General features: G+C 60.6%; 23 protein-coding genes. 10 read left to right on the plus strand and 13 right to left on the minus strand.

Translation table 11 applies throughout. From position 1 onward, the window contains the following. Positions 1-266: 266 nt before the first annotated feature. A complete protein-coding gene (locus P5W99_RS35780; protein ID WP_434667586.1) occupies positions 267-707 on the minus strand; it encodes a hypothetical protein in 441 nt (146 codons plus the stop codon). Positions 708-1,085: 378 nt separating this feature from the next. Between P5W99_RS35780 and P5W99_RS35785 the strand changes: the two genes are divergently transcribed. From P5W99_RS35785 to P5W99_RS35815, 7 genes are all read left to right on the plus strand, one after another. After that, positions 1,086-1,382: a DUF4148 domain-containing protein gene (locus P5W99_RS35785; protein WP_434667589.1), complete on the plus strand. Its 297-nt coding sequence runs from the start codon at positions 1,086-1,088 to the stop codon at positions 1,380-1,382. Positions 1,383-1,406: 24 nt separating this feature from the next. Next, on the plus strand, positions 1,407-2,069 hold the full coding sequence (locus P5W99_RS35790) for a response regulator (RefSeq protein ID WP_434667592.1): 663 nt from the start codon (positions 1,407-1,409) through the stop codon (positions 2,067-2,069). Beyond that, a complete protein-coding gene (locus P5W99_RS35795; protein ID WP_434667595.1) occupies positions 2,066-3,445 on the plus strand; it encodes an ATP-binding protein in 1,380 nt (459 codons plus the stop codon). Before P5W99_RS35790 ends, P5W99_RS35795 begins: the two co-directional genes overlap by 4 nt. A gap of 184 nt (positions 3,446-3,629) precedes the next feature. Then, positions 3,630-4,435, plus strand: a protein-coding gene (locus P5W99_RS35800) for an IS5 family transposase (protein WP_434667598.1) whose coding sequence is annotated in 2 segments (ribosomal slippage) — positions 3,630-3,960 and positions 3,960-4,435 — 807 coding nt in all. Because the reading frame shifts where the segments join, the coding sequence is not laid out codon by codon here. Between the two features lie 2,185 nt (positions 4,436-6,620). After that, positions 6,621-7,040 carry a sensor histidine kinase gene (locus P5W99_RS35805; protein ID WP_434667601.1) on the plus strand — a complete coding sequence of 140 codons (420 nt, stop codon included), beginning with the start codon at positions 6,621-6,623 and terminating at the stop codon, positions 7,038-7,040. 214 nt (positions 7,041-7,254) lie between these two features. Next, entirely contained in the window at positions 7,255-7,572 is a 318-nt protein-coding gene (locus P5W99_RS35810) for a PepSY domain-containing protein (protein ID WP_434667603.1), read from the plus strand. Positions 7,573-7,676: 104 nt separating this feature from the next. Then, entirely contained in the window at positions 7,677-7,997 is a 321-nt protein-coding gene (locus P5W99_RS35815) for a DUF4148 domain-containing protein (RefSeq protein ID WP_421029038.1), read from the plus strand. Between the two features lie 524 nt (positions 7,998-8,521). Here P5W99_RS35815 and P5W99_RS35820 read toward each other — a convergent pair. Next, complete coding sequence (locus P5W99_RS35820; RefSeq protein ID WP_434667606.1) at positions 8,522-9,202, minus strand: response regulator transcription factor; 681 nt, start codon at positions 9,200-9,202, stop codon at positions 8,522-8,524. Positions 9,203-9,527: 325 nt separating this feature from the next. Beyond that, positions 9,528-10,556 (minus strand): phosphate ABC transporter substrate-binding protein PstS, encoded by a 1,029-nt coding sequence (gene pstS / locus P5W99_RS35825; RefSeq protein WP_421029021.1) that lies wholly within the window; start codon positions 10,554-10,556, stop codon positions 9,528-9,530. A 405-nt stretch (positions 10,557-10,961) separates the two neighbouring features. Here pstS and P5W99_RS35830 point away from each other — a divergent pair, with 405 nt between their 5' ends. Then, positions 10,962-11,282 carry a DUF4148 domain-containing protein gene (locus P5W99_RS35830; protein ID WP_421029020.1) on the plus strand — a complete coding sequence of 107 codons (321 nt, stop codon included), beginning with the start codon at positions 10,962-10,964 and terminating at the stop codon, positions 11,280-11,282. A gap of 531 nt (positions 11,283-11,813) precedes the next feature. On the opposite strand, the gene P5W99_RS35835 is transcribed toward P5W99_RS35830, so the two are convergent. From P5W99_RS35835 to tnpA, 7 genes are all read right to left on the minus strand, one after another. After that, a complete protein-coding gene (locus tag P5W99_RS35835) occupies positions 11,814-12,722 on the minus strand; it encodes an ADP-polyphosphate phosphotransferase (RefSeq protein WP_434667609.1) in 909 nt (302 codons plus the stop codon). Positions 12,723-13,191: 469 nt separating this feature from the next. Next, positions 13,192-13,560 (minus strand): calcium-binding protein, encoded by a 369-nt coding sequence (locus P5W99_RS35840; protein ID WP_434667612.1) that lies wholly within the window; start codon positions 13,558-13,560, stop codon positions 13,192-13,194. 31 nt (positions 13,561-13,591) lie between these two features. After that, on the minus strand, positions 13,592-14,086 hold the full coding sequence (locus P5W99_RS35845; protein ID WP_434667614.1) for a hypothetical protein: 495 nt from the start codon (positions 14,084-14,086) through the stop codon (positions 13,592-13,594). Between the two features lie 13 nt (positions 14,087-14,099). Continuing rightward, the gene (gene tnpC / locus P5W99_RS35850; protein WP_434667616.1) at positions 14,100-15,614 is read right to left on the minus strand and encodes an IS66 family transposase; all 1,515 of its coding nucleotides are present in this window, start codon (positions 15,612-15,614) and stop codon (positions 14,100-14,102) included. Between the two features lie 63 nt (positions 15,615-15,677). After that, positions 15,678-16,025: an IS66 family insertion sequence element accessory protein TnpB gene (gene tnpB, locus P5W99_RS35855; RefSeq protein ID WP_434667619.1), complete on the minus strand. Its 348-nt coding sequence runs from the start codon at positions 16,023-16,025 to the stop codon at positions 15,678-15,680. Next, complete coding sequence (locus tag P5W99_RS35860; RefSeq protein WP_434667621.1) at positions 16,019-16,156, minus strand: hypothetical protein; 138 nt, start codon at positions 16,154-16,156, stop codon at positions 16,019-16,021. Before P5W99_RS35860 ends, tnpB begins: the two co-directional genes overlap by 7 nt. A 25-nt stretch (positions 16,157-16,181) precedes the next feature. Beyond that, the gene (gene tnpA / locus P5W99_RS35865; RefSeq protein WP_434667624.1) at positions 16,182-16,433 is read right to left on the minus strand and encodes an IS66 family insertion sequence element accessory protein TnpA; all 252 of its coding nucleotides are present in this window, start codon (positions 16,431-16,433) and stop codon (positions 16,182-16,184) included. A 1,385-nt stretch (positions 16,434-17,818) separates the two neighbouring features. Here tnpA and P5W99_RS35870 point away from each other — a divergent pair. After that, complete coding sequence (locus P5W99_RS35870) at positions 17,819-18,283, plus strand: hypothetical protein (RefSeq protein WP_434667627.1); 465 nt, start codon at positions 17,819-17,821, stop codon at positions 18,281-18,283. A 19-nt stretch (positions 18,284-18,302) separates the two neighbouring features. Here the strand turns inward: P5W99_RS35870 and P5W99_RS35875 are convergent, their stop codons facing one another. Both P5W99_RS35875 and P5W99_RS35880 read right to left on the minus strand, forming a co-directional pair. After that, positions 18,303-18,500 carry a hypothetical protein gene (locus P5W99_RS35875; RefSeq protein ID WP_434667629.1) on the minus strand — a complete coding sequence of 66 codons (198 nt, stop codon included), beginning with the start codon at positions 18,498-18,500 and terminating at the stop codon, positions 18,303-18,305. A 640-nt stretch (positions 18,501-19,140) separates the two neighbouring features. Continuing rightward, on the minus strand, positions 19,141-19,416 hold the full coding sequence (locus tag P5W99_RS35880) for a hypothetical protein (RefSeq protein WP_434667631.1): 276 nt from the start codon (positions 19,414-19,416) through the stop codon (positions 19,141-19,143). 2 nt (positions 19,417-19,418) lie between these two features. Here P5W99_RS35880 and P5W99_RS35885 point away from each other — a divergent pair, with 2 nt between their 5' ends. Beyond that, positions 19,419-19,997, plus strand: a complete 579-nt coding sequence (locus P5W99_RS35885; RefSeq protein WP_434667633.1) for a hypothetical protein — start codon at positions 19,419-19,421, stop codon at positions 19,995-19,997. A 138-nt stretch (positions 19,998-20,135) separates the two neighbouring features. On the opposite strand, the gene P5W99_RS35890 is transcribed toward P5W99_RS35885, so the two are convergent. After that, positions 20,136-21,374, minus strand: coding sequence for a hypothetical protein (locus P5W99_RS35890; protein ID WP_434667635.1), 1,239 nt, complete (start codon positions 21,372-21,374; stop codon positions 20,136-20,138). Between the last annotated feature and the right edge of the window lie 12 nt (positions 21,375-21,386).

Here is a 21,386-nt window from a genome sequence, read left to right on the forward strand (position 1 = left end):
CAGTCATCGACCGGCTGCGAGCATTGCAAACGAACAGCAGGTCACCGCCCATCGCATTCGAGTTACGATCATGCCCAACGGCTAACGCTGTCGCGCAAGTCTGATCTCGCAGGCAGACTCAACAAGTCGCTGGATCGCTGGGACAATTTGAAACTGATCAGCGAAGATGAGCGGCATGACCTGTCAACACGAAAATGCGATGGTTTCCTATTGCAAGGTAAGCGCAAGCTGGTAACGCAACCGCCATTTCGCCGCCGCGGATGCCATCATTTCGCATCGTCGACTACCAGCGTGGCTCGCATGGCGTCACGGTAGTGTCGTGGCTCGTTACAGAAGGCAATATAACGGTCCGGTTTGAGTACGAGCCGTGCAGTGACCGTCTCACGAGGATTGAGATCCTCGACGCCTTGAAGATCACCCAGGCGCGCTTCCTTTACCTGTTGTGTTTTCTGATCGTAAGGGAGCGCGGTGCTGGCACCGGACCACGGCAAAATCATGAAATCGTGCTTCAGCGCGCGAGACTCATTCGTAATCGTAAACTCGACCGGCCCAGCCCGTATCGTTGACGGCGCGAGAGTCAATGACATCCCTGTGCTTCCCCCGTCTGAAAGACGAACCGCGACGGTGGACGGCTCAGCGGATAGGGCTCCTGTCGAGACCGCGAATAGGCCTGCTGTCATCGCAGCCTGCAATGCATTCGCCTTCATGACTACCCTCCCGTGCGACAGGAATCATCCACGCCGTCACCCGCTGCTGGGACGCAAACCCCTTCTATGTAAAGGTGCTGCAACCGCCTCGGGGATTCGACGCCCAATGTAATGCCCGTTGCCTTAAGATCAACTTAAGGATTCGCCTGAGATCGCGCAGGCGTTCCTCTGCACACGGGACCAAAGCCCCTATCGTCCAGTTCGTGATCGGGGCACATTTATTGCCAAGCCCGCAGGCTTTCGGGTCCAGCCTTCCAATATTCATGAATTCACGACAAGCATCCCGTTAACCGTGTCTTAAGTCTGGCGTTTCAAACTGCAATTGCTGGAACACGAAGGCCAGCATGCCCCGACGGGCTAACCACGGAGGTACTTGTCATGAACACCATCATCAAGGCGCTTGCCCTGTTGCTTGCCGTCGCCACGCCGATCATGGCGTTTGCACAAGACGCAAACGATTCATTGACCCGCGCGCAGGTCGAAGGGCAACTGATCCAGCTCGAGCACGCCGGCTACAAGCCGAGCAGAACACAATATCCTGCCGACGTTCAAGCGGCCGAGGCTCGAGTGGCGGCACAATCAGGCACAGGTTACGGTGGCACGGCAACCGGTACTTCGCAGTCCGGTAACACCATCTCGCATCACAGGTGGAATTCGGAATACGGCCACCATTGACGACAAGCAGAACAGAACGACAGCATGCGGATACTTCTGGTAGAAGACGATGAACTGATTGGCAGCGGCTTGCAGCAGGGACTGCAGGGCGAGGGCTTCGCGGTGGATTGGGCCCGGGATGGCAACGAGGCCGCCCTCGCCTTGCGCACGACCTCATACGGGCTCCTGCTACTTGATCTCGGTCTGCCGAAACAGGACGGGCTGACTTTGCTCGCCCGGTTACGCCAGCGCGACGACGCCACTTCCGTCATTATCGTCACGGCACGCGATGCCGTTCCCGATCGGGTAGCGGGACTCGACGGCGGGGCCGACGACTATATCGTCAAGCCATTTGCACTCGATGAACTGCTCGCGCGCATGCGTGTCGTGCATCGTCGCCAGGCCGGCCGCGCGCGCACGGCGCTGCAGGCGGGCCCGCTGCGGCTCGACCCCGCCCAGCGTCGGGTCTGGCTGAACGATGAAGAGATATCACTCACCACGCGTGAGTTCGCGCTGCTTCACGAGTTGATGCACAAACCGGACACGATCGTTTCCCGGGAGCAGCTCGAAGAGCGTCTCTACGGCTGGAATGAAGAAGTCGAGAGCAACACGATCCAGGTGCATATCCACAACTTGCGCCGCAAGCTGGGCACAAAGGCGATTCGCAATGTTCGGGGCGTGGGTTACCAGATCGGAGAGATTGTTTGAGATCCCTGCGCCGGCGTTTGCTGATCTGGTTGCTGCCTGCCGCGTTGCTCACCGGGTTGCTGGCGAGCGCGGCGACCTACCGGGGGGCGCTATCTGAACTGAACGAGGTACTCAACGACCAGCTCAAGGGCATCGCACAGCACGTCGTGGTCGAACCCGACGGTCACCTCGCACTGCGGGACATGCAGGGCGCAAACGAGGACCGCCTCTCGGGCGAGCAATCGCACACCGTGCTGCTTCAGGTCTGGCGGGGCTCAACGCGCGTGTTCAGCACCGACCGTGACTCGTCTTTGCCGCCGCCACAGAACGCGGGGTTTTCGGACATCGAAGTCAACGGGCAGCTCTGGCATACGTATGTCGAGCGCAACGGCGACCTGCTCGTCCGTATTGCCCAGGCGCGCCGCGCGCGCTGGGAAGCGGTGGCGGAGATCGCCACGGCCCTGCTCTGGCCTGTGCTATCGCTGGTACCGGTGCTCGCCCTCTTTGTCTGGTTTGGTATCGGCTACGGTTTGAGGCCGCTGCGCCAGATCGCGGTCAACCTGAAACGGCGCGACATGGACAACATGCAGGCAATCGACACGACGGCCATGCCGGCGGAAGTCAAACCGCTGGTCGATGCCATCAACGATCTCTTGTCCCGACTCGATCACGCGTTCACCGCCCAGCGTCAGTTCATCGCCGACGCCGCGCACGAGCTGCGCACGCCGATCATGGGGCTCGGACTTCAGGCTGATCTGCTGCAAAAGGCGTCAGGCCCACGTGAACGCGAAGCGGTCACGGCGCAGATTCGCACCGGCACCGCACGCCTCGCTCATCTCGCTGAGCAGTTGCTGACACTCGCGAGACTGGGGCCCGAGTCGCCGGCCCCGGTCTTTAGCGAGGTAGACCTGAGCGCGCTCGCACGGGCCGTAGTCGGCGACAGGGTACGCCACGCAGAAGCCAGTGAAATCGACCTGGGCCTGATTGCTACGGGCGTTGTCACCACGATGGGCAATGCCGATGGCCTTCGCATCCTGCTCAACAACCTCGTCGACAATGCCATCCGCTACGCAGGAGCCGAGGCACGCGTTGATGTCATCGTGCGCCGCGAGGACGGCTGCGCCGCGCTTGAGGTCCGCGACACCGGTCCCGGTATTCCGGAGGAAGACCGCACGCGGGTATGGGAGCGTTTTTACCGCGGCGAGGGGCACAGTGCGTCGGGCGGCGGGCTGGGGCTGTCAATTGTCAGGCGCATCGCCGAACAGCATCACGCGCCCATTTCGCTTGGCAGCGGTGAAGGTAATTGCGGTTTGGCGGTAACTTTGCGCTTTCCGCGTGGCGAACCCCATCTTGTTGGCGTGGAAAAGGAAGAAACCAGCCGTACGGCAACCGTCTAGACCCACAGGCAGTGGCCAGCTGTTCACGCGGGAAGCGACGCATTACCAGCTCATCACAAGGCACGACCACGGACACCATGTCATCCAGACGCATCGAAATTCCGTATAACGCCCGGGCTCCCGCCTTACTTAGAGTGGCTAACACAACCTGGACATGAGGCCATGAAGGCCATATCCTGGCAGCATGTCCAGACGCAAAATCAGTAACGAGTTATGGGCGGCGTTGGAGCCGCTGATTCCAGTGTTCGCACCGTCGCCCAAAGGCGGCCGACGCCGAACGGTAGATGACCGAGCAGCCTTGAATGGCATCCTGTACGTCCTGCAGACTGGCATTCCGTGGGAATACCTGCCGAAGGAACTGGGTTTCGGCAGCGGCATGACGTGCTGGCGACGGCTACGAGACTGGCAGGCCGCAGGTGTGTGGGAGCAATTGCATCTGGCGATGCTTCGCCGGTTGCGTGAGCACGACCAGATTGATTGGGAACGGGCAAGTCTTGATGCCGCCAGTGTTGCCAGCCCCCGGGGGGCCAGGAAACCGGCCCCAACCCGACAGACCGGGGCAAGCTCGGCTCGAAACGGCACATCGTCGTAGATGCGCGCGGCATTCCGCTGGCCATCACAGTCACGGGCGCCAACCGGCACGATTCGATGGCATTCGAGTCCACGCTCGGTGCCATTCCCGCGGTGTCGGGCCTGAATGGTCAGCCGCGCAAACGACCGGGCAAGTTGCATGCAGACAAGGGCTATGACTTCGCACGCTGTCGGCGTTACCTGAAGCAGCGCGGCATCACAGCCCGTATCGCCCGTCGCGGAGTGGAAAGCAAGGAGCGGCTCGGACGGTATCGCTGGGTGGTCGAGCGCACGCATGCATGGTTCGCCGGCTTCGGCAAACTGCGTATTCGCTTTGAGCGCCGTCTCGACATTCATGTTGCGTTGCTGTCCCTTGCTGCTGCCGTTATCTGTTCACGCTTCGTGGACGACTTGTGTTAGCGACTCTTAATCCTTTTCATGAGCGCGACTTCATCCTCGTGCTGCTGGCTACAGGACCACTATCACTCTCCAGACGACATCTTCTACCGATGCCGGGTTCACGCCCTGGGGAAGCTCATCGCGCGCTCAAACGCGCGGCAACCAGTGCCTCCGGTGTTCTTGCTGAGAAACGTCACCAACCCGAGCGCATGAATGCAGGGATGAATTAAGGCTAACTTAAGTATTGTCACCCTACAGTTAGCGCGAAGTTGATGACGAACGTCATCTTGACGCCGATCCTGCCCGCTTCACGCAGGTGATTGATAGGCCAATATGCAGCGGAATCCGGTGCTGCGGCTGACATCGCCTTTCAGGAGCCCCGGCCAGCAGGCCGGGGCCGCTTTTTCAGGGACGGGTGAATTCCCCGCTTGATACACCACCTTCAGTCATTAGCATTCCCCATCAAACTGAGCAGGCAAACCATACGAACTGTGCCGCCACCAGCGAAAGCGAGCACGGCATGCACACCGTCTGATTGACCAACCAGCCCCACTGTCTCGACATTGAACAAAAGTCACTTCGGTTCCAATGTCCATCTCTGCCCCGTCAGTGAGCCGATGTTGGCAATTGCGCGAATCGTAATTCGATGTTGGAATGCATGATAAAAAGATCTAAGGGAAACGGGATTCATGCTAAACCTTACGCAATCCTTAAGCCGAATTTAACGAAAAAATAATATCCAAGGATCGCAACACCGATGCCGTCAGGCTATATGCCGTGTTTCGGCAAACATTTTCGGGAATTTTTTCATGGCAATTCAAGCGGCTTCCGCGCAGCCCACTAGCGCAGCCACGACACATGCAGGTCGCCAATCCCAGAAGGCAACCGAAGCGGGCAGCGCAAGCAACGCATCCCAATCCCAGAATGGTACGGTGACACAGCAATCGGCATCTTTAGCTTCATACACTGTCAATGTCTCGCCCGGCTGGATGGACGACAGGGACTGTCCTGCGCGCGCAGCGCGCCCACTGCTAAAGCGTTCAGAGCCCACATTCGCGCAACTATCCGGCGGGGGCGACCCGCATGGAGAGCTGCGCAGCATGACCGCGACGAATCTCTTGGCGGATACGCTCAATTGATCTGAAAGGCATGTATTTCCCGCGTGCCCAACGGCTCCAAATTGCCGACTCTTCCAGAACGGCGTCGCGCCGCAAATTCGTAACGTACTTCCTACCGGAAGTCGAGCAATGTCCCAGCCTGACGGAAACACGTCATCGAGCACCCATGCAATCGTTCACCATCCGGGTCCTGGCCACCACAGAATCCTGTGCGCACAGAATCCATCATGACGCACATTCCCTTCTGCTGAAAGGATTGAATGCTTTAGGGTTGAAATGCATACAAGTAGAAGACCGGCACAATCGGTGCCGTCACGGTGAGCGACGCGGGTATCGGCTGAAGACGGACGAATGGAATCGATCCGCGTCCAGGTTCCAGGCTGGCACGTTTGCAGGATCGCGCCGGATCTGCGGCGGCTGGCTTCTGCACCATTGACCTGGCGCTTAACGAAGCTGGCAAGGTGTTCGACTGTGGCCGGCGCGCCGCCGTGCTGTCGCTGCAGCCGAACCTGGCGCAACCTCGCAAAACGCGGGTACCGAAATACGCAAGGCTTCGCTGACGGTTATTTCCTCGTCGGGATTGGAGACACCAACGGTGCACCAATTCATTGTTCGTCGCACAACGCGCCTTCACCGCGCGACCCCGCAGACTTCAGTACGATAGAACATGCAGGATCGCACTGGCGTGCCGACGGCCTGCGGCCGGCCAACCATTGCGTGCGGGTCGCACGGCCCACCTCCGCGCTTGAAGAATTGATGCTGCGGCTCGTGGTGCGAGCCTCGTGCCTGCTCATCTTGTTCTTAACGACAGCCATCGCCTCCGTGATTATTGTTTTGCGTGCGAGGGCGCGCGACCTTGCGTCTGGCGGCACCCTTCCTCCGCGGTTGGGCACCCGCACGCACAACGCGCTCGCGCCGACCAACCCTGATAGTTCGATGACCACCAAGTTGCGAACACCATCCGAGCGGCTCGCCCCCCTATACCAGCGTCCAGGCGCGCCTTCGCACGCACGTCGCCCCCTCCCTGACGAGTTCGCGCCCCAACTGCGGATGACGCTCACTGAGCTCGCATTACCCCTGCAGGGCACGTGCACAACGACATGCTGAGCGCCGGTTCGCCGACTATTGGACGCGGAAAGACGCGGCCGAAGCGACTCCTCCACCTCGCGCAGGAGTTGCTCCGACTCGTCTGCGAAGACGCCTACGCGCCGCGGCCGGGAACTACTGTGAGCCTGCGGCGCCTGAGTGAGCAGGTCATCAGCGACTTCTTGCCGCTGGCCGAGGAGAGGGACATAGATCTGGGGCTCACAGTGCGCCCGCCCGTAACTGAGGACGACAGCTGCGACCTGGCAGCCGACCCACGGGGACTCGTCATGCTCATGAACGACCTGCTGGGCAAGGCGATCCGCTTTACGCCGCGCGGCGGCACGATCGTTCTTGTCCTCGCGCGCGTGGGTGGTCGTCCGGGTATCGAGGTGATTGAAAACGGCCCTGCCGTTGCCGAATAGCAGGCACGCGACTGTTCCACCAGATTCCTCGCGCGACTCACGTGCAAGGAATGAGCAATCGGAGCAAAACAGCTGCTGCCGCACCCGAACTGATGCCGTCCGCTTCAGCGAACCGCAATAAGCTGTACAGGCGTTCCGATCGTGGCCTGCATCTGCTTGCCTTAACATTTCATCGCTATGGTGGCCATGTTGACGATCACTGTGGAAATGCCAGATGACGAAGTGGCCGAACATGATCGCGCTGGCAGTCAGCCCACTTGCAACGAGCGTTACTGTGCATTCAATGTCCGTCGATGGATGTGTGAAGGAAGCACAAGTAAGCCTTGCGAGGGCACGCGCGGTAGTCCTGAACGCTCAGCCTGGAAAGATCACGGCTGAGAAGCTTGAAAAGGAGCCGGGCGGCAGTGGCTTGCGCTATTCGTTTGACATCTCAACGCAGAAGGGAACCCAGGAGGTTGGCGTGGATGCATGTACATGCGCGGTGCTTGAACACAAGGTGGAACGAACATTTGAGGACTGGGAAAAGATCTGAAAATGGGCGTTAACCTGCCCTTAAGTTCAAGGGGAGAAACTGCACTTGCTGGCACACATGAGGCCAGCGCACTGCAAGCAGGCACAACCACGGAGGTACTGCTCATGAACGCCACCACAAGGACGCTCGCGATATTACTCGCAATCGCTACTCCAGCGATATCGTTCGCGCAGCCGACGGGCGGTCCGGTTACCCGGGCACAGGTCCGGGCAGAACTTGTCCAGTTCGAGCATGCCGGTTACAAGCCGGGCAAGGTCCATTATCCAGCGGATGTGCAAGCCGCCGAGGCCCGCGTGAGCGCCAGGGACGCCCACGGAGGTAGCGCAAATTCAGGTTATGGCGGAATGGCTGTCGGCGTGTCACAGTCCGGTCAGCGCGTTTCGACGGACAACTGGCGTGCAATGTATGGCTATCCTGGAAAGTAACCAAAGCGACGTCACCGGGTAGAGGCGCCGCTTGTGGAAAGCACTGTACTGCCTGTCAGCATCGGAGCAGCGAAGCATTTGCAGTAACCTCGGCCTGAAACGGCTACGCGGCTTTCCTCGCTTTGTGCACGAAATCAGGGCGGTTCGCTCCGCTCGTTCGTGGCCTTCCGGCACACGGCCGGCCGAAGTTGCTCGCCGGGCTCTCATGTTTGCCTTCCCACGGGGATACGCCACTATCCGGAGCGTCCCGAATGAAATTTGACTGCCGCGCGACATGCGGCTCCGTCGCTTGCGAACCGCATCCGCGCACGTGCCACCAGGGCATTCGCAATTCCCAGAGGTATCTGCGGACAGCGCCACGCCCCGATCGACCGCAGTACCGATGAACGCGCGCAGCGCGTCCAGTATTTTCCTCCCTACTCCCCTACCGTGGAAGGCAACATTCTCCTTCAATCGCCACCGCCTTCTCTTGCCTCCTCCCTACGCCGCATACATTACTTCCGACGATAACTCGTGGCGCCAGCCTACTGGGCGAAATGATATGGGCGCGACGCTGGGCGCATCCGGTAACCGACGCCCCGGACCGTCACGATCTTCTCCCCACCAAGCTTGTGCCGCAAACGGTGTATCAGAACGTCGACCGCATTGCCCGCGACGCCCCTGGGACGCCCATAGATTTGCGTCGCCAGTTCAGCACGGGTAAATACGCGCGTGGGCTCATTCATGAGCGCAGCCAGCAGCCGGTATTCGCTGGACCTTAATGCTACGGGTAGTCCGTCGAGCAATACCGAACAATCGAGCGGGTTTAAAACCATATTGCCGATCGTGACCGGCTCCTTATCGTGGGGCGATCGGCGAAGCAACAGGCGAACCCTCGCGCTAAGATCCTCCGACTCAAACGGCTTCATAAGATAGTCGTCGGCGCCGGCGTCGAGCGCTACTGCCGGGCTATCAAAAAGACGGTGGGGAAGCATGGCGATGACGGCTGCACGGCCCCCGATTCTTCGGTAGCCTCGCAGAAGGCGGATCGGATCCAGCCCCGGGCTCCCAAAATCGAGAAGTACGAGTTCGTGGGATCGATACTGCAGGCCAAGCTCCGCCTCGTAGGCGCTGCTCGCCCAGTCAAGTTCATACCCCGAGCGATGCGCCCATTCCATGACCGGAAGCGCACCTTCATCGTCGTCTACAACCAGTAGCAGCCTCACGCGATCCCCCAGTCACCTTGACGGGATTGTCACTGTACGGTACTTAAGCTCAGCTTAACCCGTGCAAACACATATGTCTGAAGTACCATGTCGATCCAGGCTGAAATGGATTCAGTGTTCCCTGCAGCGCCAGGCAGGGATTGGTACACCGCAATGTCGCGCCCGCGACGGCGCAAACCATTCAGACAGGGCCCACACCATGACACATATGCTCCGCGCGATCCTGCGGCCGGAGGGTGACTGGACATCGAGCGTCCATTCAGGTTGGTCTACAACGCATCAGGCAGGCACGGATCGCGCAAACCCGTACCTGCCCACATGACACTTACTGGCTGATTTCCTTGCCGCTGGAATCCTTGATCTTTGCCTTCCATTGCGACTCAATTTCGCCAACGACCGACTGCGGCAGCGAGATGTAGTCGAGGCTGTCGGCAGCCGGCGTGCCGTTCTTGAACGCCCACTGGAAGAACTTGAGCGTTTCCTTGCCCTGCTCCGGCTTGTCCTGCGCCGTGTGCAGCAGCACGAAGGTCGCGCCCACGACCGGCCAGGAATCCTTGCCCGGCTCGTTCGTGAGAATCTGGTAGAACGACTGCTTCCAGTCCGCGCCTGCCGCTGCGGCCTTGAACGTTTCGGTGGTCGGCTGGACGACTGCGCCCGACTCGTTCTTCATGGCCGTGTAGACCATGTGATTTTGCTTGGCGTACGCCCATTCGACGTAGCCGATCGCGCCCGGCAGACGCTGCACGAAGGCCGCAACGCCGTCGTTGCCCTTGCCGCCCGTGCCCGTCGGCCATGCAACGGTCGTGCCTTCGCCGATTTTGCTCTTCCACTCGGGATTGACCTTCGAGAGGTAGTCGGTCCAGATGAAGGTGGTACCCGAGCCGTCGGCGCGGCGAACCACGGCGATGTCCAGATCAGGCAGCTTGACCTTCGGGTTCAGCGCGGCGATGGCCGGATCGTTCCATTTCTTGATCTTGCCGAGGTAGATGTCGCCGAGCACCGGGCCCGACAGCGTGATTTCGCCGGCCTTGATGCCAGGCACATTGATCGCCGGCACGACGCCGCCGACTACCGTCGGGAACTGGAACAGACCGTCCTTGGCCAGTTGATCGTCCTTCAACGGAGCGTCCGAGCCCGCGAAGTCGACGGTCTTCGCCTGAATCTGCTTGATGCCGCCCGACGAGCCAATGCCCTGGTAGTTGATCTTGCCGCCGCCCGACTTCTCATAGGCGTCCGCCCATTTCGCGTAGATCGGTAGCGCGAAGGTACTCCCTGCGCCAGTGATATCTGCAGCCTGGACTGCGGTTGCCGACGCCAACGCAAGCATCACCAGGGGAATCGCTTTCAGTTTCATTTATGCTCCTCATTTGCACAACCAGGTAAGTGGCGACGGAAGATAGCCCCGGCATGTGACATTTTCATGAACCTGAAATCGCTCTTACTTTTCCTCCAGGGACAGCAGCCAGTTCCGACGCCGGCAATATGCTGCGTTCGGAGAACCGTCGTCCGCCACTGACGACGTCACAAAAAACTGGCGCCGGACAACTGCGGCACTGGCCAGTGTCTGCCTGCGCGCACCGCACGTCTGCGTTGCGACGGACCTCGAAAACGCCCCGTAACGGGATAGAGCTCCGTTTCGACATGATTTTTCTTACGCATGCTTGCCAGCACGCAACGTGCCGTTAACTTTGGCATAAGTATCCCTTCCTAAGATGGAATTTAGATTCTCTTGGTACGACCTGAAGGTCGGGAGGCTTATATGAACGCGACAATCATCAGGATCGCCATTATCGGCGTTCTGCTCACCCCCCTGGCTTCGTTTGCCCAAACGACCACCCCACTGACTCGCGCGCAGGTACGCGCCCAGCTTGTACAAATTGAAAAGGCAGGCTACAACCCGGCCCGGCGTGACAACAACTATCCAGACGATATTCAGGCAGCCGAGGCCCGAATCGCAACTCAAGAATCGGCGGGCGCAATAGCTGTATCGGGCATGGGCAGCGGCACCGGGAGCAGTTCGCAATCAGGTGAATCCCACAGTGCACACTACGACAGTTCGACGTTTTACAAACACCACTAATAGCCGCGCAACCGCTTGTCGCGCAGGTCTCAGCCAGATCGAACCTCGCACGCGCGCTACACGACGCCGGAACGTTTGGCTCGTCCCGGCGGCATCAACGCGCGGCCACAGCCGAACACCTGCGCCACAACGCCACTGTACCCGGTCAAATACCTGTAAAGATTTCAGGAAGCAGGAAAATGGACTGCAGGCCCAGCTAACCGAGCCTTAAGGTCATTGAGGCATTCTTTATCTATGGAGGAGCCAAGCCTCAGCATCATGCGATCAGGCACATCAAGGAGGTACATGCATGAACACCATGTTCAGGACTCTTAAGCGCATCCCCGGAGCGACGTCGACGTACGAGCATCACTGACGCCGGAAAGGCTTGAGCGATCCGATACCGATACGCACGGACAGAGCGGAAGCTGCAGGAAAAGCGCTACGGTCTGGACGCCTGCGGCCTGCTTTCTCAGCCTTTCGCTTGATGCAGGGCGCAGCGCATCAATGCGCTGACAAAGACATCCGTGTACCGCCCGGCCAGCCTGGCATTCAGTGATTCCCCTTGTCCGGCGGCCCTGAGCGGACGTCCTCTCCTGCGAGTTTGCTGCGAATCCCGGCCAGTTCCCTATGCCGAGCGTCCGTTGTTTCGGGATAGTGCAGCTTCAGGCCCTCAAGCGTATCCAGAACGATCTGTGACACGACGAGCCGCGCATTCTCCTTGTCGTCGGCAGGCACGATATACCATGGGGCGGCATCAGTGCTCGTCGCACCCAGGCACTGCTCGTAGGCGCTCATGTGCTGCAACCAGAACTCCCGTTCTTCGACGTCCGCCATACTGAATTTCCAGTTCTTGTCGGGTTCGTCGATACGCGCAAGAAAGCGCTTGCGCTGCTCCTCCTTCGAGAGGTGCAGAAAGAACTTCACGATACGCGTGCCATTGCGATGCAGATGATGCTCGAGGTCGTTGATCGAACGATATCGACCGTGCCACAGGCTCTCGCCCGCATCGGCATCGGTGGTCAGGCCCTCGCCGCCTAGAATCTCCGGGTGCACACGAAGAATCAGCACCTCCTCGTAATACGACCGGTTGAAGATACCGATGTGACCGCGTTCGGGCAAATCGCGTGTGGTGCGCCATAGGAAATCGTGCTGAAGCTCATGCGCGCTCGGGTGCTTGAAGCTGAATACCTGACAGCCTTGCGGATTGACACCGGACATGACGTGCTTGATCATTCCGTCCTTGCCCGCAGCATCCATCGCCTGAAAGATGAATAGCACTGCGTAACGATTGTCGGCATAGAGCAGACTTTGTTGCGCACTCAAGCGCTGGATGTGATCGGAGAGGATGGCGCGATACTGGTCTTTTGATTTGTAGACCTGGGGCACGCGCGTGGGCCGCGTCCCAAGTTCAACCGCCGCGCCTTCGTGCACCCTGAATTCATCGGCATGGATTTTCATCCTGCTTCTCCCGTCCAGCGCCTCATGCTGACGCACAATATGTTACGGGTGATCAACGCGGTCTTGTTGATCACCCATCTCACTGCCCGGCGATCCATGCAGCTATCGACGGCCATTGCCCGGATAACGTTCTCGCCCCCATGAACAGTCCGACGTGCGCGCCCGGGACGGTCTTCTGCACGATCAGGTCTTTTGGTGTCCCGAGATACCTGCGCGCGTTGAGAACCTGTTCAGGCGTAGTGATAGCGCGCGAGTCCCTGCTCGACATAGTCATCGCCCTTGACCATCACGCGCCAGAACCAGCCGGCCAGTTTGCGGGCAAGCGCTTTGGTGGCCACCAGGCCGCCGCGGAGCGCAGCGAGCCGCGGCGGAGCAACTTCAGCACGCATCGCTCATGAAAAGCGGTCAGGCCGCAATAATTTTGTGGGGTTGACGTATCCGTCAGCGCAACCCGCCAGAAGTCTGAACCTCAGAATACGTAACCTTGATCGTGCCAGTAATGCCAGTCCATGACTGCCACCCGTGTTGACTTATCGCTGTTCAGCGAAACAAGCTGGGCCAGCGGTGCCACCACGTCTCGTTCACCCCACCGGGCCCAGACGAAGATGCCAACCCGGCACAGGTCTTCATGAGCGAGCGCGGTGACCGATACCTGTTCACCTGCGGGCAGCGGCGAAGAGGCCATCGCCTTGCGAACGTTGGCCTGGAATGGAAACGAGAGCTGTTCTTCCAGATAGTAGTACCACGACAGCGCACGCTCTTCCTCGGTATACGCGTCGACGACGACTTCCATCTCGATGCGATGTTCACGTTCCGCGTTGAGTCTGGTCCTGGCCATGATGTTGTGCGGTATTCGGTATTGACTCGGGTTACAGATCGACGATATGCCGCAGCAGACCGTAGGAAACACGCCAGTGCCCCTCCGAGCCTGTCACGGCGATTGACGCGGTTTTCGCGTTCAGTCTGACGATGGTGCCTATGCACTCGTTCAGGTGCTTGTCGGTGAATCCGACCGTATCGCCGATGAAGAACTCTTCGCGTTTTGCGCGCGGCGATGGTGGTGGCGGCTCAGGATGAACAACTGGGGCAGTACTGCCGGGAACGATCGCCGCGTAGGGAATCGCCCAGTGGCGCCGACTGCGGCTGTCCTGAACAACCGCCTGCGTGTGCCGAAGCTCGACGATGGTGCCTTGCGACAGAGGTTCCAGTGGATTGTCGCCGACGTAGTCGACGCTCATCCCGAGGTGCAGCCGCTGTCGCACTTCCAGAATCCGTCTGGGGTCGTCAAGCATTTTCCCGATCGCGAGATACAGGCGGTAGAGTTCGGCGCTGGGCGCCTGTCGAAGTGTATCGAGAATGTCCATGAATCGAGGGCGTTTAACGGGCAAGCGGCAGCAGTTCGTGTACGCGACTAGCTGGATATGACGGCAATTTGTCGAGCGTGTTCTTGAGCCACGCGTAGGGCTCGATATGGTTCAGGCGGGCGGTTCCGAGCAGTGAGTACATCGTGGCGGCCGCTTTGGCTCCGCGCGGCGAAGCCGCAAATAACCAGTTCGCCCTTCCCAACGCAATCGGGCGAATCTCGCGCTCAAGGGCGTTGTTGTCTGGCAGCAGGATGCCGTTATCCGTGTACCGCACGAGGGCCTGCCAGTGACGCAAGGCGTAGCCGAAGGCCTTTGCGAGTGGCGACTGGGGTAGTAGTCCGACGGCATGGCCTTCAAGCCATTGCCGGAACTCGGCAAGCACCGGCAGTGCCTCGGTCTGCCGCGAAGCGTACCTGATGTCAGGCGTGTGCTCCCTGATGCGCGACTCGATCGCATACAGCCGGGCGATCCATTGCAGCGCCTGCGCCGCGAGTCCCGGCTTGCCTTGCGCCTTGGCAATTTCGAAGAAGCGTCGGCGGCAATGCGCCCAGCATCCAACCTCGACGATGTCGCCGGTTTCATAGAGCGCCTGATGCCCGCTGTATGCGTCGGCCTGCAAATAGCCCTTGTATTTCTGCAGATAACGTAGCGGATGCGATCCGGAGCGCGACTCGGCGAACTCGAACACGACCGCCGGAGGGTGGTCGACCCAGGCGCCGCTTTCCTCGCGTTGGCCCGCACCGAGATAACCCCATAATCGCGCGATGCGTGTCGATGTACGCCCCTTCTCGAGCAGTGGCAGCGTGGTGTCGTCCACGTGCATGCGCGGCGCCTGCAGTTGATGGGCTCGCAGCGGTGGCAGCAGCACTTCCAGCAACTCGGCGGCAGCCAGCTTCCATTCGCACAGCGTTGCACGAGGAAGATACACACCATGGCGTGCGTAGCGCATCTCCTGCCGGTTCAGGGGGAGGTGATCGACATAGGTATTGACCAGGATATTGGCCAGAAGACCTGCGCTCGCATTGCTCTTCGGCAGCGGCGAAGGCTGGGCGCTCGCGCTTACGATGGTCGACTCGCCATCCTTCTTCGCCGCATACTTGAAGCGGATGTGCTCGATAACCGTAAGCCGCGCTGGCTCGTAATGGAGCGTCTCGCTGCGCTCTTCGCCGATGCGCTCAAGCGTATCGAATACGGCCTTCTGTTCGTCATCCAGATCGTATTCGATGCGCGTGCGTGGCAGGTCCTTCGACAAGGCGGGACGGCCCTTGCGGCTATGGCCCGTGACCGGTACCCTGGCAGGCTCGGGTGGAACCGGTAAATTCGCGGCGGCGTCAAACAGTTCGGCCTGACCCGCGATCCGCTCGGAACTGACACCGAAGCGGGCGCGGTTCGCCTGGGCAATCTGGTGCTGAAGCGCTTCCAGCTGCTCCCACAGCACGCACGCAAGCCGGTTCTGTTCGAGCGCGAAGGCCTGCAGCGCCCCGGGCTCGACTGGCAATTGCGCGGCAGTGACGGCAGTGGGTGGCATACCTGCCATGATGCCCAACCCGCGCGGCGTTTACAAGGCCGAACCTGTGCAGGGCGGCAACGGTCAGCTCACGCGTGCAACTGCCACGGCACGATGGGGTTCACGCGCCGGAATCTCGATACCTTCGAGCCACGCGTTGAGTTCGGCGAGCGTGAAGCCACGCTGCGCGAGTGACGATGGTGACGGGAAATGCCCGCGTTCAAGCCGCTTGTACCAGAGCGCGAAGCCGGTGCGATCCCAGTACAGGCACTTGACCTTTGTGCGGTCCCGGCCCACGAACACGAACAGGTTGCCCGAGGCGGCGTTCTGCGCAAGCAGTGGCTCGACCAGATACGACAGCCCGTCAATCGACTTGCGCATGTCGACCGGTTCACGGCAGATATAGGCACGGACGTCGGCTGCGATCAGCACCGGCCACCTCCGAGCTGGCCCAGAACGAAGCGCACGATACGCTCGGCATGGGTGCCGGTCAGTTCGATGCGGACCCCGGCAAGCGACAGCGTCACGCGGTCACGTGAAGACGACGGCGGATCGGTCGTCACTGAAGGTGCCGGCGCGAGCGGCCCACTATCTGGACGCGCCGCGACAAACACTGCATCCGGCGTCACCAAGCGGGTTCACCTCGACGGATATCTCGCCAGCGAGTTTCTTGCGCCACAGGCCGAAAGTGCTGACGGCGAGCCCCTGCTGTCGACAGAAACGTCGCACACCGAGGCCGCTCGCTTCCCATGTCATGACCATCTCGCGCCAGAATGCCTCGCCTTGCCGGGGGCGTCGTGTGCCCGTCGGTCCAGCTGTCCCGCCCTTCGCGTTGTCCATCGCATTACTCCGCCGTTACGATGGCAATACCTTCGCATCGAGCTTATGTGCATTCAAGACGGGATTTGCTGACGGATACGGGTTGACTATCGACCGTTAGTTGCGTCCTATGGTATGCCCGCCCGCCATCTGACAGAATCGCGCATTATCAACGTTTCCGCATCGTGAACCGGACGCCCGGGCGCCGGACCGGCCCCGGGTCCGGCCGCCAGTGAATCCCAACCCGCACCCATCCATATTGATAATATAAATCAACAGGTTACGTCATTTTTTAATGTGACCTCTCAGGTTTCGCCTAATATTCAGGCGTGCGTGCGGCCCCCGACCCACGCACACGCTCCAAGCCCGCGCCCCTGTGCGGGCGTTTTTTCGTCGGGCGCGGACGCACGCACCTGACTCGGGGCGCGCCTGGGCCCGCATATCCTGGGCATTCGTTCGTGCAACCGCCCTTTAACGTTGGTGAGCACTCACCAGGGCGGTGCATTCCACGCATCCCCGGGGGCCGCCAGCGCGCCGCGGCATACGCACAGGTTGAACTGCGGGCCTGCACGGCCGGGACGGCGCCAGCCCCCCCTGCTCCACCAGGCGGCCTTCCAGGTTTCATCCCCGGCTGGTCATTGCTTGCGTCCACCTGGCTTCATTCCGACCCGCGCCGGCTCGCGTTGCTGATGCGGCCGCCCTGACGATTACGCCGGACAGCCCGAACTGGTGCGCGGCCGTCAGAAGCCGCTCGCACCACTCCCGCCTGCCGGACACATCGGGGGCGTTTCGAAAACAGCTGAGCCGTTCGATCGCGACGGATCGCAGACGTTGATCCGCCGGGGCAAGGCCAGCGCGTGCCGGCATGGAGGGGGCTGAGAGCGCGATCAGCTGAAGATCCTGCCCGAACCTTGCGTACCCGCAGTCCGTGGACGCCTGAGTGCGTGGCTTTTTCGGTGCAGGACGCCATTGCATTGAAACAGCCGGCCAGTTCCTCGCGGCACACAACGTCCGGGGGTTCGCGTGCGGCGCCTTGCCCACTGGAGGCAGCTGTCGACGCTTTTTGCAATCCTGATGATTTAACGCTTTCCCGCGTCATCACCCACAGCCTCATCTGGCGCTCACCAGGCGCCTCCATGCGGGCCGCATCGGCGATGGTATGCAGCACGACGATGCGCTCCTGCCTGGCCCAGCTGGACCACGGCGATGCGATCGGGAAGAGGCGGCTCACGCACTGCACGCGATCTGGCGCGCTGCGCTGAATCACGCGGAACCGTGCCACCCGAAGGCGTTCGTGGCCGCACGTCAGGAAGCCCGCGCCACATCGACCGCGAAGTGACGACCTATGCTCCTCTTCTCCCGGGCGTCCACGAGAATGCCGGTCGTAGAACAAGGGTTTATGCCAGATGGATATCCGCATGCCCAGTGAAACCGGATTGCGCGAGCAGTATGCAAACCTCCAGCAGCGCTCGCTGCTTCTTGATGCGCTCGGCCCGTCGCGTGCTGGTCATTTATCCGCTGCGATGCAGTCGTCGCCGGCTGGTGACGAAGCGTCAGCAGTGCATCTGCGGGTGCTGAAAGAGGCAACCGGCGAGGCGATGCCTGCCGTCAAGGACGACCACGGTGCGCGGCCTTTCGTCGAAACTGCCCACTCCCTGCCTGAAAGCCGCGCCAGACCTCCTGCCTTCGCCGACGACACGGAGCAATGGCACAGCGAAATACTGGCGCGCCTGCAGGAGGTGCTGGACAGGGCCGCCGAGATGATCGCCGAAGGAGAAGCACATCTGGAGCGCTCGCGGCGTGTGCAACTCCAGGACATTCCCTGGATGAATTCGCAGCGCCATTGCCTGAACTGGCTGAGCGGCACGTAGACCCGAGCCGCACGGTGTTTCATGAACCGCCGACCTCTGTCTGCGGTTTCTTTTTTCTCAGGACGCGCCAGCGCCCCAGGTACCTTTGGCCTGATCTTTCCTCCACGGGCTCCTCGCTGTCGAGCCCGAAATACCACTTCGAGTCTCGCGCCACACCACTGGCGCCCCCATCGCTCTCCTGGCGTTGCGCCACTTCCTCTTCGGTCAGGTCGGTCATCTGCAGGCCAGGGGACTGGTCACCGCAACGATTGCGGAATTCGAACAGGTGCCTGTTTGCCGGGTAATACGGTCGAAGTAGCGTTCGCTGAACGGCCCATGCGAGCGCTTCGAAGGAACGCTTCCATCAGAAACGGAAGCTGTACGGTGTTATCAAGAAACGTTTCTTGTCCTGTCGACAGGATACCTAACCGTATCTGTCGCCGCATCTCCTGTTCGACGAGCCCACGGCAACCTCGCTATTCCGAATATCATTCACCCACCCGGTTATGGTCTCAAGCGTCGCAATAGGTCGCCGGTTATTCGTGATCCTGTAAACGTGTTAACCGGATGAGACGCGCCGGCGTGGATTCAGTCCTCGAAAGGACAAGGTAGCAGGTGCCCGTCGTCGTCAGGGTCACAGCCGATCAAATGTGACGACACCATTCAGGGCACGACGGAGCCGTTCTACCCGCCGCCGCGCATTGCGCGCGTCGTTGTGTGTGCGACCAGGCATTATGAAGCGGGAGCACCAGTCGTTTTCCAATGCTGGAACGATAGCGGTTTTGCTGCGAGCACGCCTTTTGGGCGTCTCATCCGTACCCCACATCGGTCGCTCCCGCCCTGCGCGGCAAAGAGCGTGCGGCGCAGGCTGTGGAAGGCTATGGGGAGGTCGTCAGCTTCAAGTTCGGTCGCACCTCGTGCGTCACCGTTTCACGTTGTCCCTTGCGTTGATCGGACACCTCTTCGATGCCGGCCTTCCGAACCTCCTCGCAGAACGCTATGCGTGAGCGGTAATAGTCAGCCTGCAATTGCGCATCCATGACCCGCTGTTCGGCCTGGAACAGCGCCATGCGCAATTCTCCGAGCGCGCGCTCAGCCTGCTTCTCCGGCGTTGCGGCATTGTGTGCAATCAGGTTTGCAAGCCATCGCAGCATGGATGAACCCTCCTGTCCTCGATTCCGCGATCGCACGCATCAGACGCCTGCCACGCGCGAACTGGAGTTGCGAAAAGTCTATCAGAGTCGCGAACGCCAGGAGCGATCCTGGCACCTACCCGGTGGACAGCGCGAGGGCAACCAGTTCGAAGGTGGGCCATGCCGTGTCGGGTTACGGATCCGTTCGGCTACGGAAGCCGGGCCGCATTCCTCGACTGGGCCGCAAACGCGCGGCGCTGCAACCGGCTTCCATTGCGGGTCGAATCCCCGCAAACGTTGCGGAAGGCGGCCGCCAGATGACATTGACCACCCACAGGGAATACGAGCGGCCGGTGAGACGGACAAGGTGCACGGCTCTGGTTCTTCAGGTGTTTTGCCGGCTGCGATGCCTGTACAACAGTCACGCTACGATCGAACAGATTTCCTCTGTACTCGCCCTGTCGACATACCCCGGCCGTCTCGGCCAGAAACCGCAGCCTGCGCTCGATGACTGGCTCGATGCGACCACCACCTTCAATTTTTCTGCGCTCTTTTTCCTGCCCAACATGTACTCCCTGATTTTCCATTTCGTCGCATTCTGATCGGGGCCCTCGCTGGCGTCAGGCGCCTCCAGCCTGAAGTTCAGCCGGGATTCGTCAACCCGCCCCATCCCGATCCCGCTGCGCACATTGAAAGCGAAATCAGCCGTCGGATCAGGCGGTGCGGCACGGCGCCCAAATTCACCCGCGGCGTTTCGCGGATTTCGCCGTGGCAGGCGCAGCACGTGCAGTGGGCTTTTTAGATGCAGCCGGACGGCTCGCCTGCGTTGCGCCGGAGCCGGTTTTTGCTTTCGCATTTTTCCGGGCGGCAGGACGGCGCTCTACGTCCAGCGGCGCGACTTTGGCTTTGCTCTCGACCTTACCCTTGGGTGCCGATTTCGCAGTCGCGGACGACTTTGGTGTCATCGACTTCGGTGTCGTCGACTTCGGTGTCGTCGACTTCGGTGTCGTCGACTTCGGTGTCGTCGACTTCGGTGCTGTCGACTTCGGTGTCGTCGACTTCGGTGCTGTCGACTTCGGTGTCGTCGACTTCGGTGCTGTCGACTTTGGTGTCGTCGACTTCGGTGGCGTCGACTTCGGTGGCGTCGACTTCGGTGCTGTCGACTTCGGTGTCGTCGACTTTGGTGTTATGACTTCGACTGTCTGCGAGCTGACTGCTTTGCGCGTGCGCTTGCCCCGCACCCTGGGCGGATCAGCAAGGGGTTCCATGTCGATATCGATACCGAACACGTCGCCCAGATCTGCATTGTCAAGCAACCTGCCGGACGCCGGGACGGCGCCTGCCCCGGGCAGATTCGCATCGGTGCTATTGACGAGTTCGGTGGGGTCAACGCCACGTAACGTAAAGAGCAATTCGGGCTGCTGGTCGAGCCGTGCGCCGATGCCATAGAGTACGGCGGCGACGTGCTTGCACATCGCCGCCCAATCCAGACAATTGCAACCGAGTTTGATGTCTTTCGGCGCGGGAAAAAGCCCGGTTCCCGGCTTGCAGATGCGCCCCATCACCGCGGCCGACAGCTTGCCCTGCAGCAATTCGACCATGGAGTCAATCGAGGACACACAGTCGGCACTCAAGTCGCGCCACTGTTTTTCCGGGCAGGCTGCGACATCAATTTCGATCTCGTACAGGCTGGACCCCATGACCTGCGCACGGATCCTGCCCGTCGTAATCTGCAGGTCGATCACCGAACCATTGCGCACGTACGTGCGACCGCGTGGCAGGCGACTTTCGTAGTCGCTGTAGTGCTCCAGGTTATCGCACCACGCCTTGCCCCAGAAGGTCTTCGCGATGGCCCCGCGATACGGCGCAATGGGTGACAGCGTCTTGCCAGCTTTGGCTGCCCTGGCGACCAGCTGCCCGGCTTTTTTCCTGCGTTCGGCCACCGGGACGTAAGGTTTCCATCCACCGAAGTTAGCCATCTGCGTTCTTTC

Origin of the sequence: Paraburkholderia sp. A3BS-1L (assembly GCF_051125215.1) — a bacterium.
In the GTDB taxonomy this organism is placed as follows: Bacteria; Pseudomonadota; Gammaproteobacteria; order Burkholderiales; family Burkholderiaceae; genus Paraburkholderia.

Excerpts from the sequence above, each read along its gene's own strand:
- P5W99_RS35790 (WP_434667592.1), top strand. The coding sequence starts at position 1,407 with ATGCGGATACTTCTGGTAGAAGACGATGAACTGATTGGCAGCGGCTTG.
- pstS (WP_421029021.1), bottom strand. The coding sequence starts at position 10,556 with ATGAAACTGAAAGCGATTCCCCTGGTGATGCTTGCGTTGGCGTCGGCA.
- P5W99_RS35845 (WP_434667614.1), bottom strand. The coding sequence starts at position 14,086 with ATGGACATTCTCGATACACTTCGACAGGCGCCCAGCGCCGAACTCTAC.
- P5W99_RS35880 (WP_434667631.1), bottom strand. The coding sequence starts at position 19,416 with ATGCTGCGATGGCTTGCAAACCTGATTGCACACAATGCCGCAACGCCG.
- tnpA (WP_434667624.1), bottom strand. The coding sequence starts at position 16,433 with ATGGACAACGCGAAGGGCGGGACAGCTGGACCGACGGGCACACGACGC.
- P5W99_RS35780 (WP_434667586.1), bottom strand. The coding sequence starts at position 707 with ATGAAGGCGAATGCATTGCAGGCTGCGATGACAGCAGGCCTATTCGCG.
- P5W99_RS35875 (WP_434667629.1), bottom strand. The coding sequence starts at position 18,500 with ATGACCGACCTGACCGAAGAGGAAGTGGCGCAACGCCAGGAGAGCGAT.
- P5W99_RS35840 (WP_434667612.1), bottom strand. The coding sequence starts at position 13,560 with ATGGCCAGGACCAGACTCAACGCGGAACGTGAACATCGCATCGAGATG.
- P5W99_RS35835 (WP_434667609.1), bottom strand. The coding sequence starts at position 12,722 with ATGAAAATCCATGCCGATGAATTCAGGGTGCACGAAGGCGCGGCGGTT.
- P5W99_RS35785 (WP_434667589.1), top strand. The coding sequence starts at position 1,086 with ATGAACACCATCATCAAGGCGCTTGCCCTGTTGCTTGCCGTCGCCACG.
- tnpC (WP_434667616.1), bottom strand. The coding sequence starts at position 15,614 with ATGCCACCCACTGCCGTCACTGCCGCGCAATTGCCAGTCGAGCCCGGG.
- P5W99_RS35870 (WP_434667627.1), top strand. The coding sequence starts at position 17,819 with ATGGATATCCGCATGCCCAGTGAAACCGGATTGCGCGAGCAGTATGCA.
- P5W99_RS35810 (WP_434667603.1), top strand. The coding sequence starts at position 7,255 with ATGACGAAGTGGCCGAACATGATCGCGCTGGCAGTCAGCCCACTTGCA.
- P5W99_RS35815 (WP_421029038.1), top strand. The coding sequence starts at position 7,677 with ATGAACGCCACCACAAGGACGCTCGCGATATTACTCGCAATCGCTACT.
- P5W99_RS35830 (WP_421029020.1), top strand. The coding sequence starts at position 10,962 with ATGAACGCGACAATCATCAGGATCGCCATTATCGGCGTTCTGCTCACC.
- P5W99_RS35885 (WP_434667633.1), top strand. The coding sequence starts at position 19,419 with ATGAACCCTCCTGTCCTCGATTCCGCGATCGCACGCATCAGACGCCTG.
- P5W99_RS35890 (WP_434667635.1), bottom strand. The coding sequence starts at position 21,374 with ATGGCTAACTTCGGTGGATGGAAACCTTACGTCCCGGTGGCCGAACGC.